General features: G+C 35.8%; 17 protein-coding genes, 1 pseudogene and 1 riboswitch. Of the genes and pseudogenes, 13 read left to right on the top strand and 5 right to left on the bottom strand.

Annotation, left to right across the window (positions count from 1 at the left end):
* Window positions 1–20: 20 nt before the first annotated feature.
* Both GGQ92_RS10185 and GGQ92_RS10180 read right to left on the bottom strand, forming a co-directional pair.
* The gene (locus tag GGQ92_RS10185; protein ID WP_184248085.1) at window positions 21–311 is read right to left on the bottom strand and encodes an HPr family phosphocarrier protein; all 291 of its coding nucleotides are present in this window, start codon (window positions 309–311) and stop codon (window positions 21–23) included.
* Window positions 312–435: 124 nt separating this feature from the next.
* The gene (locus tag GGQ92_RS10180) at window positions 436–762 is read right to left on the bottom strand and encodes a thioredoxin family protein (protein WP_184248082.1); all 327 of its coding nucleotides are present in this window, start codon (window positions 760–762) and stop codon (window positions 436–438) included.
* Window positions 763–826: 64 nt separating this feature from the next.
* On the opposite strand from GGQ92_RS10180, the gene GGQ92_RS10175 reads away from it, so the two are divergent.
* Complete coding sequence (locus GGQ92_RS10175) at window positions 827–1,483, top strand: SOS response-associated peptidase (RefSeq protein WP_184248079.1); 657 nt, start codon at window positions 827–829, stop codon at window positions 1,481–1,483.
* A 48-nt stretch (window positions 1,484–1,531) separates the two neighbouring features.
* Here GGQ92_RS10175 and guaC read toward each other — a convergent pair whose 3' ends face one another.
* Window positions 1,532–2,512 carry a GMP reductase gene (guaC, locus tag GGQ92_RS10170; protein WP_184248076.1) on the bottom strand — a complete coding sequence of 327 codons (981 nt, stop codon included), beginning with the start codon at window positions 2,510–2,512 and terminating at the stop codon, window positions 1,532–1,534.
* Window positions 2,513–2,894: 382 nt separating this feature from the next.
* Between guaC and GGQ92_RS10165 the strand changes: the two genes are divergently transcribed.
* Complete coding sequence (locus GGQ92_RS10165; RefSeq protein WP_184248073.1) at window positions 2,895–3,218, top strand: DUF4870 domain-containing protein; 324 nt, start codon at window positions 2,895–2,897, stop codon at window positions 3,216–3,218.
* Between the two features lie 219 nt (window positions 3,219–3,437).
* On the opposite strand, the gene GGQ92_RS10160 is transcribed toward GGQ92_RS10165, so the two are convergent.
* On the bottom strand, window positions 3,438–3,869 hold the full coding sequence (locus GGQ92_RS10160) for a FixH family protein (RefSeq protein ID WP_184248069.1): 432 nt from the start codon (window positions 3,867–3,869) through the stop codon (window positions 3,438–3,440).
* A gap of 180 nt (window positions 3,870–4,049) precedes the next feature.
* Between GGQ92_RS10160 and GGQ92_RS10155 the strand changes: the two genes are divergently transcribed.
* Together GGQ92_RS10155 and tnpA are read left to right on the top strand one after the other, a co-directional pair.
* Window positions 4,050–5,042 (top strand): metal ABC transporter solute-binding protein, Zn/Mn family, encoded by a 993-nt coding sequence (locus GGQ92_RS10155; protein WP_221437292.1) that lies wholly within the window; start codon window positions 4,050–4,052, stop codon window positions 5,040–5,042.
* A 274-nt stretch (window positions 5,043–5,316) separates the two neighbouring features.
* Window positions 5,317–5,764: pseudogene (tnpA, locus tag GGQ92_RS10150) on the top strand (IS200/IS605 family transposase).
* Between the two features lie 313 nt (window positions 5,765–6,077).
* On the opposite strand, the gene GGQ92_RS10145 reads toward tnpA, so the two are convergent.
* Window positions 6,078–6,932: a malate synthase gene (locus tag GGQ92_RS10145; RefSeq protein WP_184248067.1), complete on the bottom strand. Its 855-nt coding sequence runs from the start codon at window positions 6,930–6,932 to the stop codon at window positions 6,078–6,080.
* Between the two features lie 427 nt (window positions 6,933–7,359).
* Between GGQ92_RS10145 and GGQ92_RS10140 the strand changes: the two genes are divergently transcribed.
* The 9 genes from GGQ92_RS10140 to GGQ92_RS10100 all read left to right on the top strand — a co-directional run bounded on the left by GGQ92_RS10140 (window position 7,360) and on the right by GGQ92_RS10100 (window position 14,669).
* Window positions 7,360–7,875 carry a hypothetical protein gene (locus tag GGQ92_RS10140; protein WP_184248064.1) on the top strand — a complete coding sequence of 172 codons (516 nt, stop codon included), beginning with the start codon at window positions 7,360–7,362 and terminating at the stop codon, window positions 7,873–7,875.
* Between the two features lie 36 nt (window positions 7,876–7,911).
* The gene (locus GGQ92_RS10135) at window positions 7,912–8,937 is read left to right on the top strand and encodes a TFIIB-type zinc ribbon-containing protein (protein ID WP_184248061.1); all 1,026 of its coding nucleotides are present in this window, start codon (window positions 7,912–7,914) and stop codon (window positions 8,935–8,937) included.
* Window positions 8,937–9,710 carry a TPM domain-containing protein gene (locus tag GGQ92_RS10130; protein WP_184248058.1) on the top strand — a complete coding sequence of 258 codons (774 nt, stop codon included), beginning with the start codon at window positions 8,937–8,939 and terminating at the stop codon, window positions 9,708–9,710. Before GGQ92_RS10135 ends, GGQ92_RS10130 begins: the two co-directional genes overlap by 1 nt.
* Before the next feature lie 18 nt (window positions 9,711–9,728).
* Complete coding sequence (locus GGQ92_RS10125; RefSeq protein WP_184248055.1) at window positions 9,729–10,727, top strand: SPFH domain-containing protein; 999 nt, start codon at window positions 9,729–9,731, stop codon at window positions 10,725–10,727.
* Between the two features lie 81 nt (window positions 10,728–10,808).
* A riboswitch (TPP riboswitch) is annotated at window positions 10,809–10,918 on the top strand.
* 164 nt (window positions 10,919–11,082) lie between these two features.
* Window positions 11,083–12,069, top strand: coding sequence for an ABC transporter substrate-binding protein (locus tag GGQ92_RS10120; RefSeq protein ID WP_184248052.1), 987 nt, complete (start codon window positions 11,083–11,085; stop codon window positions 12,067–12,069).
* Between the two features lie 13 nt (window positions 12,070–12,082).
* The gene (locus tag GGQ92_RS10115) at window positions 12,083–12,376 is read left to right on the top strand and encodes an MTH1187 family thiamine-binding protein (RefSeq protein WP_184248049.1); all 294 of its coding nucleotides are present in this window, start codon (window positions 12,083–12,085) and stop codon (window positions 12,374–12,376) included.
* A 40-nt stretch (window positions 12,377–12,416) separates the two neighbouring features.
* Window positions 12,417–13,172, top strand: coding sequence for an ABC transporter permease (locus GGQ92_RS10110; RefSeq protein WP_184248046.1), 756 nt, complete (start codon window positions 12,417–12,419; stop codon window positions 13,170–13,172).
* The gene (locus GGQ92_RS10105; RefSeq protein WP_184248043.1) at window positions 13,169–13,912 is read left to right on the top strand and encodes an ABC transporter ATP-binding protein; all 744 of its coding nucleotides are present in this window, start codon (window positions 13,169–13,171) and stop codon (window positions 13,910–13,912) included. Before GGQ92_RS10110 ends, GGQ92_RS10105 begins: the two co-directional genes overlap by 4 nt.
* Window positions 13,905–14,669 (top strand): TatD family hydrolase, encoded by a 765-nt coding sequence (locus GGQ92_RS10100; RefSeq protein WP_221437291.1) that lies wholly within the window; start codon window positions 13,905–13,907, stop codon window positions 14,667–14,669. The genes GGQ92_RS10105 and GGQ92_RS10100 overlap by 8 nt, the downstream gene beginning before the upstream one ends.
* Window positions 14,670–14,701: the final 32 nt, after the last annotated feature.

Here is a 14,701-nt window from a genome sequence, read left to right as displayed (position 1 = left end):
GGTAAACAAAGTCGCTTAAGTTAGACAATTTGGATTGGTTCCGTAGATGAAACTGGTTCTAGCAACTTTTTAATGCCTACTACCACTGTTGATGGGTCAGAACCTTCTACAATAATGGTCATTGGCTTATTCTTCTTGATTGTTAGTGAGAACACTACTAATTTAGAAAGGTCTTTTAAGCAAACTTTTTTATGATCGTACAAAACATATAAATTACAATCTGACTGTTTCTCAATCATATGTAATCCTAATGTCTCTCTAATCGTTAATGTTTTTTCTAATTGTATTTGAATCGATGTAATTTGTTTCATTGTATGATATTCCTCCTCAAAATCTCGTTGTAGTTTATTCTTTGTTTACTAATATATACACCGAAATTGAGAAGATTAAACGTTTCTTGACGTTACAGTTCATTAACAATACCTTTACAGGACATCATATAGATTCGGTTACTTTTTTTAATTTTTCGTAAAATTGATTCAAATGAACAATTCTTGCCTCTCGTAAGTATTCCTCACCGTCCACAAATAATAGTATTACAGGTGCTGTAAAAACGAGAAACCTTCCTGCGATTTGTGGAAAATCATCTACGACAGTGTAACCAAATGAAATCATCGGGAATTCATTGAGTATATCTTCAATTTGAGGATATAAACTATGACAAACACTACAACCATTTTTCGAAATATATAATAAGGCTAATTTGTTGTTACGTAACCAGTTATCTAATTGCTCAGTTGTTTGGATCGTAATGGACGCCATATTTATCACCTGCCATAATAATAGTACGTGTTATTGTATCATAAGAGAGAAGGGAGTAATAGGAATGTGCGGTCGCTTTACTTTAGCATTATCGAAAGAAGTAATTGAATCGACGTTAGATGTTTATTTGGACGTATTGGAACCTAGCTATAATATTGCACCCACGCAGCGTGTCCTTTCTATCGTTCAAGGTAAGGAGGAGAAAAGAGCTGGTTTTATGCGTTGGGGTTTGATTCCTTCGTGGGCAAAGGATAAAAAGATCGGCAGTCGCATGATTAATGCACGAAGTGAGACAGTAGATAAAAAGCCATCATTCAAACATTTACTATCTCGTAGACGTTGTTTAATTGTAGCGGATGGCTTCTATGAATGGGATCAGCATGGTAAAGAAAAACAGCCTTATCGCTTTTTACTAAAAAACAATCCTGTTATTACTTTCGCTGGCTTGTGGGATCGTTGGGAAGAGGAAGATAATGAAATTATTAGCTGTACCATCCTTACAACAGATGCGAATGAAGATATGAATAAATTCCATCATCGCATGCCTGTTATTTTGGATGAGCAGAAGCGAGAGAAGTGGTTAGACAGAAGCATAACGAATCATGAATCGTTAAAAAGTTTACTAACTCCACTTCCAGAAGGAGAAATAACATATTATCCCGTATCTAAAAATGTGAATAGTCCAAAGAACAATCATTCAGAATTACTTAATTCCTTGTGAGTAAATAAAAAACCAGTGGGTGTTTTCACTCACTGGCAGTTAACATGTTTAGAACATATCTCCGTTAAATATAGAGTTTTTAACGACTACATAGTCAACATTTCTAAGCGAATCAATTGTTTTTCCGCCTGCATAAGAAATCGATGATTGTAAGTCTTGTTCCATCTCGGTTAATGTATCTTCTAGCTTTCCTTTATAATTCACAAGCATTCTTTTACCTTCAACATTTTTACGTTCACCTTTTTGATATTCAGAAGCGGAACCAAAGTATTCCTTATATAATGTTCCGTCTTTTTCTACTAATTCACCTGGTGATTCTTCGTGTCCTGCAAAAAGAGAGCCAACCATAACCATTGAAGCTCCAAAGCGGATTGATTTCGCGATATCACCATGATGGCGAATTCCTCCATCCGCAATGATAGGTTTAGAAGCAGCTTTCGCACACCATTTTACAGCTGCCAATTGCCATCCACCTGTACCGAATCCTGTTTTTAGTTTTGTAATACAAACTTTACCAGGTCCAATGCCGACTTTGGTTGCATCTGCTCCAGCATTCTCCAGTTCGCGGACTGCTTCAGGTGTTCCAACATTTCCAGCAATAACGAAAGTTTCTGGTAAATGTTTTTTTAAGTGTTGAATCATTTCAATCACAGAGATCGAATGACCGTGAGCTATATCGATTGTAACGTAATCAGGAATTAAATTTTCTTTCGCCAATTCTTCTACGAATCCATATTCTTCTTCCTTCACTCCAACACTGATGGAAGTAACTAAGTCTTCACTTTGCATCTTTTTAATAAAATCTTTTCTTGTATGGGGCTCAAAACGGTGCATAATATAGAAAAAATTATTTTTTGCGAGATAGTAAGCAACTTTTTCATCTATGATTGTTTGCATATTAGCTGGTACAACTGGTAAACGAAAAGTATGTTTTCCTAACTGAATAGATGTATCACATTCAGATCGACTGTTAACAATACATTTTGCTGGAATTAACTGAATATCTTCATAATCAAACACTTTATCCATGGGATAACACTCCTATATACGAATGATGTTTATGGCGATAACTAAAAACATTCGCCTTTAGTAATATAGTATATTAAAGAAGGGATGTCAAATAAATCAATAGAATAGTTAACAGTATAAGTAATAGTAGACTTGTAAAGTGTTTGGATAAGCAGTCGCTTAATCAGGAGATTATATAGAAATAAATGACGAATAACCGAACGTTGTTGAATCTGTTTATATGTAAACAAAATTAGGAGGAATATCTCTGGGTAAAGAGGAAAAGCTAAAAAATCATGATTTATAGTTCTTTTTTATAATTAATATCTATAAAATAACGAAAGAAGGCCCATACACAAATAAATTTTTTTTGATATGATTAAGTAGGAAAGGGGGGAGAAGAATGTCGCAAAGTGATGAAAGATTGTTTTCAATGCTTATGTATGTATTAAGTTTTTTTACTGCAATTATTGGACCATTAATTATTTGGTTGATGAAGCGAGAGGATTCGGAATATGTTGATTTCCACGGTAAGCAATATTTTAACTTTTTCTTATCCTATACTATATATGGAATCGTAGCTTCTATATCAATAATAGTACTAATTGGCCTATTACTAGCACCTGTTGTTGCAATCATGTATTTTGTCTTTACTATTATCGCAGCGGTTAAAGCGTACAATGGGGAAATGTATAAAATTCCTCTTGTTATTCAATTCTTTAAGTAATTTACAATATACCAGAACATACATAAAAAGAGCAGCTCTTACTATGCGCTGCTCTTTAGCTCTTAACAAAGGAAGTATAAAATTCTGATTGAATGTCAAGCGCAAGCAGCCTACCCTCGAGGTCTTAAGTAAAGCTATTCTGTGGCAAAGGACGCCACATTAAGCCTTACTTAAGCTTGTTGGTGGTGAAAAAGGTACTAGCGCTTTATTTATATTCATTTATTCTGTTACTTCAATTGATTTTTTCGGCATCGTATGTAATCCATTAGCTGTAGTATGTGCATAGATTTCATACGTTCCAGGTTCAGTGAAGGTTACTTCTGCAACATACTCACCGTCTTCGGTATGCTCTCCAAGAATGTGTGTAGTGTTATCCTCGTCTTCTACATTCCAATACTCAAAATCCACTTCTTCTGCATCTAAAATAGGTTCTCCGTTAGAAGTTACAATTGCCTTAAGTTCAACAGTTTCGCCAACGGTAGCTTGTTCAGGTAATGGGAAATCCACTTCTAAGCCTGCAACATCATGATCGGAGTGCTCTTCGTGTGTATCATCTGAATGATGATCCTCTTCATGAGCTCCTTCATTATTATCTGAGGAACACCCAAATAAGAATAAGCAAAAAACTACTAACATTATCCATTTCTTCATATATGGAACCTCCAAAAAATGTTTTCTTAGGTATATTTCTGTAATTGATAATACCAATAAATCATAAAATTGCAATGACTAAATAGTGAACAATTTAGCTTTACAAAGATCGAAAGATAAATTATAATAAAAAAGCTTTTAAAATGTAAATCGTAATCATTATGATTTAGAGGTGAATATATGATTAAGAAATTATCTATTATTTTAAGTGCGCTATTTTTAGTTGCGTGCGGTGCAGAACAAGCAAAAAATAATGTTGAAAGTACAGAAACATTGCAAGTTTACACAACAATTTATCCATTGGCTTATTTTACAGAACAAATTGGTAGTGATCATGTAGAGGTATCTACGATTCTACCAGCAGGCTCAGATCCACACAATTTTGAACCTACTTCTAAGACGATGGTTGATATCGCAGATTCGGACTTATTTATTTTTAATGGAGCACAATTAGAAATTTTCGCGGATAAAATATCTTCCACTTTAACAAATGCTGATGTAACGGTAATGGAAGCTGCAGACGGAATAGTGTTCGAGGAAAACCATAAGGAAGAAGAGCATCATCATGAAGAAGATGAGCACAGTGAAGATCATCATCATGAGCATAATCACGACGAGGATCATTCACATGACGATCATTCACATGGTGATATCGATCCGCATATTTGGTTAGATCCTCTATATGCCGTTCAAATGGCAGAGAATATAAAGGAGTCATTAATCGAATTAAAGCCAGAGCACAAAAACAAGTTTGAAAATAATTTTCATGAACTAAAAGAACGACTACTTACATTAGATGAAGAATTTCATGAGCAAATTTCAGAGGCAAAACGTAAAGAGTTAGTAGTTACTCATGCGGCTTATGGGTACTGGGAACAAAGATATGGTATTGAACAAATAGCGATTACGGGTATTTCTCCGTCTGATGAGCCAAGCCAAAAGAAGTTAGAAGAAATTATTGAAATCGTGAAGGAAAAAAATATCGGATTTATTCTGTTTGAGCAGAATGTACAACCAAAAGTGGCGCAGGTTATCCAGCAAGAAGCTGGTGCAGATATATTGTATTTGCATAATCTATCGGTTTTAACAGAAGAAGAAGTTGAAGCGAATGAAGATTATTTTACTTTAATGAAGAGGAATTTAGAAGTAATTGACAAGGCTTTAGAAGAATAAAAAGTAGACTGGGATAGAATTATTTAATCATACAACAAACCGAACGATTCGTTAGAATCAGTTATGTTTGTATGCTTTTATAATTACTTCGCTAAAACACTTCGCTTTCCGCAGGCAACGCTTCAACTAATTACAAAAGTTCAATTGAACTTTTGTAATGGATTTTCAGCTGTTGCTTTCCTGCAGGAGTCTACGTGTTTTTGCTGCGTAATTTATATCTCATTTTTAATTGTTCGCCTTTAATATTGTTATGTCCAGAATAGTTTAGCACACAATATGGAATTGTAAGTACCATATCGTCTTTGCACCAAAGTACAGGAGACAAATAATATATGGTAAATAAGAGAATTATCGGTCAAATTATAAGAGATTTATGCGAACGCAAAGGTGTCAAAATACATGAGGCAAACGCATGTAGGAATCATATGCACTTGTTAGTGAGTGTCCCACCAAAATTAAGCGTATCTCAATTTATGGGATATTTAAAAGGGAAAAGTATTTTGATGATATTTGATCGTCACGCCAATCTTAATTATAAATACGGAAATCGCAAGTTTTGGTTCCGGGGTTACTACGTAGATACAGTGGGTGGAAATAGAAAGAAAATATAGGATCATATTAGGAAGCAGCTCAAAGAAGATTGCATGACTGACCAATTAACAATCTTCGAAGAGTTTGATCCGTTTACAGAAAAAACAATAAACAATAAAGGATTCTTTTAGGATTAGTGAGTGAATGTGGTGCAAGAGGGAGAACCATTCGGTGGGCCTTTCAGGCCGAGCACAAAAAATAGCACGAAAACCCAATCAAATCATGAAAATGATATAAATAGCCAAGTCAAAATACAAGACTCCTGCAGGAAAAGCAACAGCCGAAAATCCATTACAAAAGTTTTTATATAACTTTTGTAATTAGTTGAGGCGTTGCCTGCGGAAAGCGAAGTATTTTGACTTGGCTTTAGTATAACATTTGGATTTTGTATTATGAAACTTACTTCTGCCCCAGTCTCTCTTCTCATTTTATGGTATGAAAAATCTACACATGTGTAAGTGCGCCGTTAGCTTCAGGTAATTCTTCCATATTAATTCGATTCATTTTACAAAAATGATTCAAAAAGTTCTTAGCTAGATTATAATCATCTGATTCCTGTTTTAAAGTAACGATATCCGCTAAAATTTGTGCCATCCATTCATTGTCAAAATAACGAGCTCTACCTGTATTCCATGTTGGCTTATGAGGTGACTTCTCGTTCGAATAATATTTCCAAAAAGACATCTTTTCCGATTCCTCTTCTGTAAGCTGTAATTTGTATACAGAATGAGAAGGGATATATCCATCTTCGCAAAACTTACCGATGAAATCCTCTTTTACCATAAAAGCACCTAATATATATCGATCTTTTTCAGGCATGTTCGTATCTCTCGCTGTTAAAAGACAGACACTGTTTGGATGTACACGTGATGGTTTCTTTGGTTGTCCCTTGCTTTGTCCGCTCTTAAAAACATCATAGAAAATTCTCCACTCCGTGAATGCCTTTTCCTTGTCCTCTTCGTCACACCAAAAAGCCAATTGCGACTCTGGATGAAGCTTATGATTTCTCATAAGTTTTTCGTGTTCGACTCGAAGCTTTTGCTCGATGCGATGACGCTTTCGATTTTCTTCTCTTTGTAGTAATTCATCCTGTTTTTCTTTTTGCTTTTTTTGTATCACATTTTTAAGTGAATGAGCAATTTTTTCATTATCTATCTTAAGAAATTTTCCAAATGCATCAGGGAACACGAATTTCTTAATATCTGATTTGAATTGTATCTCTATAATTGATCCGTCCTGCCCAACTACACTACCTTTTCCGAAATGTTCATGCCTTACTATTTTATCGATTAAATTCATCCGCTTTTCTCTCCCTCATATTGAACTTTGACAAGCTACTTTACTCTTTCGACATTTTTAAAAAGGTAGGTACGATTAGGAATTACCTAATAAGCCTTTACGTGGAAAGAGAGATAAAAAAAGCGTACTCAAATTCTAACAAAAAGAAGCGCCGAAAGAATTTGAAATACGTCAATTAACGAACTCTACTTTACATTGTAACATGTTCTAGAAAAATACACAAATTTTCTATTGACACAAGAAAAATATATAGTGTATTATATAAGGTTATTTAAAAATGACATTATTTTTATTTATGGAATGTATGATTAAGATTGCGCATATTATTTGGAACATATTTAGGAGCTCAGATCGGATAAAAAATGAAACGTTTTTCTGTTCTTTAACGTAAGAATAAGTAATGAGTAAAGGAAAGGGGACGTCGGTATTGAGTTTATTTAAAAGAATGAAAACTTTTATGAAGAGCGAGCTGCCTGCTAAGGAGAACAGTCTAAATGATTTGCAAAAACAAGTAGAGAAGTCCATTCGTGAGTTAAAAGTTAAAATAGAAACAATTGAAACACATGTCCAACGTACTGAACAAGAAATAATAGAAAAGAACCAATTAGCTGATAAATATAGTAGATATGTGGAAAAAAGTACAGGTGAAGCAGATAAAAGTAATTTCAAGCTACAAGAACAAAAGGCAAAAAAAGAAATAATCGAGTTGAAAAAAACTAAAAAACAATTAGTAGAAGGCCTAGTTCGTTTGCAACAACAATATGATAAAATGGATGATACCTATACCGACACGATTCAACGTATCCAGAGTATAGAAGTGGAGTTGAAAAATAAACAAGAGGAAGGTAACTTACAAACAAATTTAAAACAACTAGAAGAAGAGTCAATGAGACAACTATTTGAAGCAGAAGCGTTATTAGAGTTAAGAAAAGATCCTTATTAATTCATAGAAATACCATTTGCTAAGGGGGGATAATGAATGATTTTACATTATAAATGTCCAAATTGTGGTTCAGATATGAAATATGACAGTGAATCAGGGAATTTGTCATGTAGTAGCTGTGGAAATAACGAACATATCGATTCATACGATGAGATACATATTGAAAAAACATTCGAAGAAGAGGAAGCAAAGGAATATCAATGTGAGAACTGTGGAGCGGTTGTCATAACAGATGCGGACACAACTGCAACATCTTGTAGCTTTTGTAGGGCGCCAGTCGTATTGGCGGATCGTCTATCTGGTGATCTAGCACCAGCTCGAGTAATTCCATTTACAATTAGTAAGGAAGAAGCAATGGCTGCTTTTAAGAAATGGTGTAAAAATGGCCGCCTCACACCAAAAGGGTTTATGACAGCAGATCGTGTCAAAAGCGTCACAGGAATCTATGTACCATTTTGGATGTATGATTTAGATAATGATATTGAAGTGAAAGCGACTGGTACAAAAGTACGGACGTATACGAGAGGGGATTATCGTTATACCGAGACCCATTATTATGATGTATATCGATCATTAGAAGCGCGTTATGTAAAAGTTCCAGTTGATGCATCGGAAAAGATGGATGACGAGCTTATGGATAAATTGGAGCCATATAACTACAGTGAGTTAAAAGATTTCAAAACACCTTATTTAGCTGGGTATTTAGCAGAGAAATATAATTATACGGATGAGCAATTATTCGGTAGAGTTAAGTCGAAAATACAATCGTTTGTTGATACATATATTAAGTCGACAATTTCAGGCTATACATCGGTAACCTATCAGCAGCGAGACATTCGAACAAAGCCAGTAAACAGTGATTACGTTCTACTCCCAGTCTGGATGGTGTACTACGACTTTGATAAGAAAGAGCACACATTCGCAATGAATGGTCAAACAGGAAAAATCGTCGGTAAACCACCTGTAAGTTATAAAAAAGTAGCGTTATGGTTCTCTAGTATTAGTGCGTCTGTGTATGCGATATTCTTAATCATAACGCTCATACTTGGGGGTGGTTATTGATGAAAAAAGTTCTTATTACGTTACTACTACTATTCGCAATTATACCTTTTTCTGTAATGCAAGCGGAAAGTAAACATGTATACGATAACGCAGACATTTTAACGGAAAGTGAGGAGCAAGAAATAGAACAACTTGCAGCCCAATACAGCGAAGAGAAAGAAATACAGTACATTATCTTAACTGCAGATGAAATACACTTACAGCGCCGAGATGTTGTAAAATATATGGGTGATTTCTATGATGAGGAAGCTCCTGGCTACGATAAACCACATGGAGATACCGCCATGCTAACGATTGACATGGAAAATCGTGAAGTATTCTTAAGCGCATTTGGCGAGCGTCCAATGAACTATTTAGACGATGAACGATTAACTCAAATCCGTGAATATATTACACAAGACTTAACGAATGAAAATTATCTAGCTGCGAGTAAAAAGTTTTTTGAAAAGGCTGATCGTTATTTAGAAGTAAATCCAATAATTAATCCAGATAGTATACTATTGAAATGGTGGTTCCAAGTATTGATTGCTGTTTTGATCGGTGCTGTTATAGTCGGAACAATGGTATTTAATCTAGGTGGTAAAGTAACAGTTAATCACCAAACTTACTTTGATCCGAAACAATCACGAATTCGTAACAGACATGATCGATACGTACGTAAAACAGTCACACGAACAAAAATTCCTAAGAATAATAGTTCTGGTGGAAGCGGCGGTGGTGGCGGTGTCACCGGTGGTGGTCGCTCCTTCTCTGGTAGCCGTGGTGGATTCTAATATAGAAAGGATGATTAGATGTTTAACTTGTTTAAGGATCAATTTTCAGACGTAATCGAATGGGATGAATTTCGCGATGATATGATTTTTTGGAAATGGCGAAATAATGAAGTTAAAAAAGGAAGTAAGTTAATTATTCGTCCAGGCCAGGACGCAATATTTTTTGATCAAGGTAAAATTGAAGGGATTTTTAAAGAAGAGGGCGAATATGAAGTTGAATCTGAAATCGTTCCATTTCTTTCTACACTAAAAGGATTCCGATTTGGTTTCAACAGTGGAATGCGAGTAGAAGTACTTTTCGTTAATACGAAAGAATTTACCGTGAAATGGGGAACAAAAAATGTCATTAACATCCCTAGTCCAAGTTTACCAGGTGGTATCCCAATACGAGCAAATGGTACTTTTCAATTTAGAGTCCTTGATTATGTAAAGCTCATTGATAATGTCGCAGGTGTAAAAAACAGCTATTTAGTTGAGGACATTCGTATACGTATCTCAGCAATTCTCGACCAATTACTTATGAAATGGATTGCGAGAGAAGGAAAAGACATGTTTAATTTGCAGGCTAATTCCTTTGAGATAGGAGAAGGGATTAAAGAAGATTTAGACATGCAAGTCAATCGAGACGGATTTGAAATTACTCGATTTAACATTATGAGCTTTAATTATCCGAAAGAAATCCAAGATATGATTACTAAGTCAGCTTCTCATGGGATGATTGGAGATATGCAACGTTATAAAGACGTTTCTGTTACAGATGCGATTGCTTCCGGAAATTCACAAGGTGGCAATAGTGCAACAGATATGGCAGGAATGATGATGGGTATGCAAATGGCGAAGGAAATGATGAAGGATTCAGATGAGAAGAAAGATTCTGATTCATCTTCTAAACAACAGCCGGCAACGAACAATCAACAAACAACGAACAATGCTAATATTCCGAATTTCTGTCCAAACTGCGGAACAAAGACAGGTGGAATGAATTTCTGTGGTAACTGTGGTCATAAATTGACTTAAGTGCTTTAAATCCGTTAAAGAGAGTCGATGCTTGAAAAATAATGCAAGCTATGGCAAAGTTATCTATAGACAACTTTATAAGGAAACATGTGGGGGGACCGGTGTTGCCGGTTGAGATAGTATCCGATAGATACGGACTCTTTGAACCTGATCTGGGTTGTGCCAGCGTAGGGAACATATAGGTATGATCATCATATATGCGCTCTAGGCTTTTGCCTAGAGCTTTTTATATTGTAAAAGGCTTTTTATTTCACTTATGCCTTAAATTTTTCGTATATATGGGTCAGATGAGATCCCTCTGTATGTCCACTCCTTATGATAGTTGAACAACATAATTAGAATATGGGGGATAAAAATGCGTAAATATTGGACGAGTTTCACAATTGTTTTGGTTGTTATCTTGCTAGCAGCATGCGGCGGCGGAGAAGAGACAACAGATACAGAATTAACCGACGTTACATTAGTTTTAGATTGGACACCGAACACGAACCATACAGGTATCTATGTAGCAGAAGAAAATGGATACTTTGAAGAACAAGGTATTAACGTGGATATTATCATGCCAGGTGAGTCAGGACCAGAGCAGACAGTAGCATCTGGACAGGCGGAATTTGCCATTAGTGCACAAGAAACAGTTACAGAAGCTAGAGTACAAGACATTCCAATCGTATCCATTGGGGCGATCATTCAGCACAACACTTCTGGATTTGCCGCACCGACAGAATATGGCATTACATCACCGAAAGATTTTGCAGGTAAGAAATATGGTGGATGGGGTGCTCCAGTAGAAGCCGCTGTGATTGATTCATTAATGAAACAAGAGGATGCTTCTGTGGAAGATGTGGAGATTATTAATATTGGTAATACAGATTTCTTTACTGCCATTAAAAGAGACATCGATTTTGCATGGATTTATTATGCATGGACTGGAATAGAAGCAGAATTACGTGGTGAAGATTTAGATATGCTTTACCTAACTGACTATTCCGACAAGTTGGATTATTACACACCAGTTATAATAACGAGCGAAGAATTAATAAGTGAGCAAGATCAAGTAGTCGCTGCTTTCATGAAGGCAATTAGTGATGGATATCAATTTGCAATCGAAAATCCAGACGAAGCTGCTGACATTTTAGTCAACCATGTACCGGATTTGGATAGTGAACTTGTTCATGCAAGCCAGGAATGGTTATCACCAAAATATCAAGATGATGCAGATAGATGGGGAGTACAATCCGAGGATATTTGGCAAAACTATGCGGACTGGATGTACGAAAATGAACTAATAGATAGTGAGTTAGACGTAAAATCTGCATTTACAAACGAGTTTATACCAGAGTAGGAGGAGAATTTAAATGGCAGAATCATTAGTAAGTATACAGATTATCCCTACCACTAAAAATGGTGAGGATTCTATACCATTTGTTGATGAAGCAATCCAAATCATTGAGCAATCTGGCGTATCGTATCAAGTAAATCCATTGGAAACGACAATGGAAGGGGAATTAGCGGAGCTTTTAAACATTATTGAAAAAATGAATGAGCGATTACATGAACTAGGTTGTCCGAGTATCATTTCCCAAGTAAAGATTTACTCAAGGAAAGATAAGCAGGCGTCCATGCAAGATTTGACTAAGAAATATCGATAAAATTTTGTAGTTATTAAATAGTCAATGGGAGAGGACACGAATGAGGAAGATATGGATACCGGCCGTTTTTCTTGCTTTTCTTATAGTAATGTGGGAAGTGAGTACAAGATTATTTAACATAGAGAGCTGGATTCTACCAGCTCCTTCCATCATTCTGCAAGAAGCGGTACAGAGTTGGACTAATTATCAACACCACATTAGTTCAACAGTAGTGTTAACACTAAGCGGCTTTGCGATTGGCGTAAGCATTGGCTTACTTATAGCTGTTCTATTGCACGTATTACCATTTGTACGCCAGATGGTTTATCCAGTACTATTACTATCACAAAATATTCCAATCATTGTACTTGCTCCGTTACTTGTTATTTGGTTTGGTTATGGAACATTACCAAAAATCATCATAATTACGCTTGTATGCTTCTTCCCTGTTACAATCGCAACACTAGACGGATTTCGTCAAACGAATCGAGAACTTGTACATTATATGAAAATGGCGGGTGCTAGCAAACAGCAAATGTTTACAAAGCTAGAATTACCACATGCATTGCCATCCATTTTTTCGGGACTAAAAATCTCCGCAACGTACAGTGTAATGGGAGCAGTTATTTCAGAGTGGTTAGGTGCAAGTAAAGGAATTGGTGTTTATATGACACTAGCCTCCTCCTCCTTCCGAACAGATCGAGTATTTGTAGCAATTTTGCTTGTAATTTTACTTTGCTTTATTTTGTTTGGAGCAATAATTTTAATTGAGCGCTTCGTTTTACGCTGGCAGTATGTGAAGGGGGAGAACAGATGAGTAAACTCGAAATTAACCAACTCTCCAAGCGATTTGATGATACGGCTGTTTTGGAAAATGTCTCCTTGGTCATTAAAGATGGAGAATTTGTTTCTTTGTTAGGACCTTCGGGCAGTGGGAAAAGTACACTTTTTCATTTAATCGGAGGACTGTTTGCCCCAGATAGTGGCTCGATTACTTTGGATGGTGAAGATATTACCGGTAAACGAGGGAAGATTAGCTATATGCCACAATCTCCATCATTATTTCCTTGGCGGAGTGTTTTAGATAATGTTTTGCTTGCACAGGAATTAAAGGAAAAGCCAAATAGAGACAAAGCGATTGAAATGCTGAATAAGGTAGGGCTCAGCGAATATAAGGAATCTTATCCACGTGAATTATCTGGAGGGATGAAACAACGAGCAGCTTTCGTGCGAAGTTTGTTAAGTCCACAGAAGGCAATGTTATTAGACGAACCATTTTCTGCTTTGGATGAATTTACAAGAATGGAAATGCAAAAATGGTTGCTATCGATATGGGAGGAAGCAAAACCAACCGTTCTATTTGTCACTCACGATATCGAGGAAGCAATATTTTTATCTGATAGAATCTTAATATTAGGGGATAGACCGGCGACTATCGTGAAAGAGATATCGATACAATTTTCTAGACCAAGAGTAGAAGACATTCGATTATCGGAAGAATTTTTGCATATAAAAAGAGAAATCTATCAAATCTTACGGAGTGATTCGCATGATTGATGCTCACGTTCATTTAGACTGGTACAAAAAGAACGAGCAAACAATCATTTTAGAAGATTTAGCCGATGATAAAATTGATGGATTAATTGCTGTCTCTAGTGATTACAACAGTTGCCAAAGAGTACTAGAGTTAGCCAAAGAAAATAACAAAGTATACCCTGCGTTAGGGTGGCACCCGGAGCAAGAGCCTATTCAATCTTTGGAATTAACAAAAATTCTTGAGCTAATAAAAGAGAGGCAATCCGAGATTGTAGCAATAGGTGAAATAGGATTACCTTATTACTTAAAAAAGGAAAATCCACAACTAAATAGTAAGATGTATGAGGACATTTTAGAAGAATTCTTACAAGTAGCGAAACAATGCAAGCTACCAGTAGTTTTACATGCAGTATATGAGGATGCGGACACAGTAATCCAATTATTAGATAATCATCGTATCGAGAAGGCACATTTTCATTGGTTTAAAGGCAGTGAGACTACGATGAACAAAATGATAGATAGAGGCTATGTTATTTCTGTTACTCCAGATTGCATATATGAAAAGGAAATTCAGTCAATCATCAAGTATTATCCATTAGAATTGTTAATGGTTGAAACGGATGGTCCATGGCCCTTTGAAGGCCCCTTTCAACATCAAATGACACATCCTAAGATGATGAAGCATTCGATTGCAAAAATAGCAGAAATAAAAGAGAAAACAATAGAAGAAGTGAGCTCTGTTCTATTATCTGTCACGAAAAAATTCTATAGAGTATAATTTTGTCCAAATATTGACGGAAGTTTGAACAA

Source organism: Gracilibacillus halotolerans (genome assembly GCF_014206945.1).
In the GTDB taxonomy this organism is placed as follows: domain Bacteria; phylum Bacillota; class Bacilli; order Bacillales; family Amphibacillaceae; genus Gracilibacillus; species Gracilibacillus halotolerans.
The sequence above is the reverse complement of the archived record's forward strand: the minus strand, read 5'-3'. Positions and strand labels throughout refer to the sequence as shown.

What these genes read in the sequence shown, in the direction of transcription:
- GGQ92_RS10185 (WP_184248085.1), bottom strand. Translation starts at nt 311, where the DNA reads ATGAAACAAATTACATCGATTCAAATACAATTAGAAAAAACATTAACG.
- GGQ92_RS10180 (WP_184248082.1), bottom strand. Translation starts at nt 762, where the DNA reads ATGGCGTCCATTACGATCCAAACAACTGAGCAATTAGATAACTGGTTA.
- GGQ92_RS10175 (WP_184248079.1), top strand. Translation starts at nt 827, where the DNA reads ATGTGCGGTCGCTTTACTTTAGCATTATCGAAAGAAGTAATTGAATCG.
- guaC (WP_184248076.1), bottom strand. Translation starts at nt 2,512, where the DNA reads ATGGATAAAGTGTTTGATTATGAAGATATTCAGTTAATTCCAGCAAAA.
- GGQ92_RS10165 (WP_184248073.1), top strand. Translation starts at nt 2,895, where the DNA reads ATGTCGCAAAGTGATGAAAGATTGTTTTCAATGCTTATGTATGTATTA.
- GGQ92_RS10160 (WP_184248069.1), bottom strand. Translation starts at nt 3,869, where the DNA reads ATGAAGAAATGGATAATGTTAGTAGTTTTTTGCTTATTCTTATTTGGG.
- GGQ92_RS10155 (WP_221437292.1), top strand. Translation starts at nt 4,050, where the DNA reads ATGATTAAGAAATTATCTATTATTTTAAGTGCGCTATTTTTAGTTGCG.
- GGQ92_RS10145 (WP_184248067.1), bottom strand. Translation starts at nt 6,932, where the DNA reads ATGAATTTAATCGATAAAATAGTAAGGCATGAACATTTCGGAAAAGGT.
- GGQ92_RS10135 (WP_184248061.1), top strand. Translation starts at nt 7,912, where the DNA reads ATGATTTTACATTATAAATGTCCAAATTGTGGTTCAGATATGAAATAT.
- GGQ92_RS10130 (WP_184248058.1), top strand. Translation starts at nt 8,937, where the DNA reads ATGAAAAAAGTTCTTATTACGTTACTACTACTATTCGCAATTATACCT.
- GGQ92_RS10125 (WP_184248055.1), top strand. Translation starts at nt 9,729, where the DNA reads ATGTTTAACTTGTTTAAGGATCAATTTTCAGACGTAATCGAATGGGAT.
- GGQ92_RS10120 (WP_184248052.1), top strand. Translation starts at nt 11,083, where the DNA reads ATGCGTAAATATTGGACGAGTTTCACAATTGTTTTGGTTGTTATCTTG.
- GGQ92_RS10115 (WP_184248049.1), top strand. Translation starts at nt 12,083, where the DNA reads ATGGCAGAATCATTAGTAAGTATACAGATTATCCCTACCACTAAAAAT.
- GGQ92_RS10110 (WP_184248046.1), top strand. Translation starts at nt 12,417, where the DNA reads ATGAGGAAGATATGGATACCGGCCGTTTTTCTTGCTTTTCTTATAGTA.
- GGQ92_RS10105 (WP_184248043.1), top strand. Translation starts at nt 13,169, where the DNA reads ATGAGTAAACTCGAAATTAACCAACTCTCCAAGCGATTTGATGATACG.
- GGQ92_RS10100 (WP_221437291.1), top strand. Translation starts at nt 13,905, where the DNA reads ATGATTGATGCTCACGTTCATTTAGACTGGTACAAAAAGAACGAGCAA.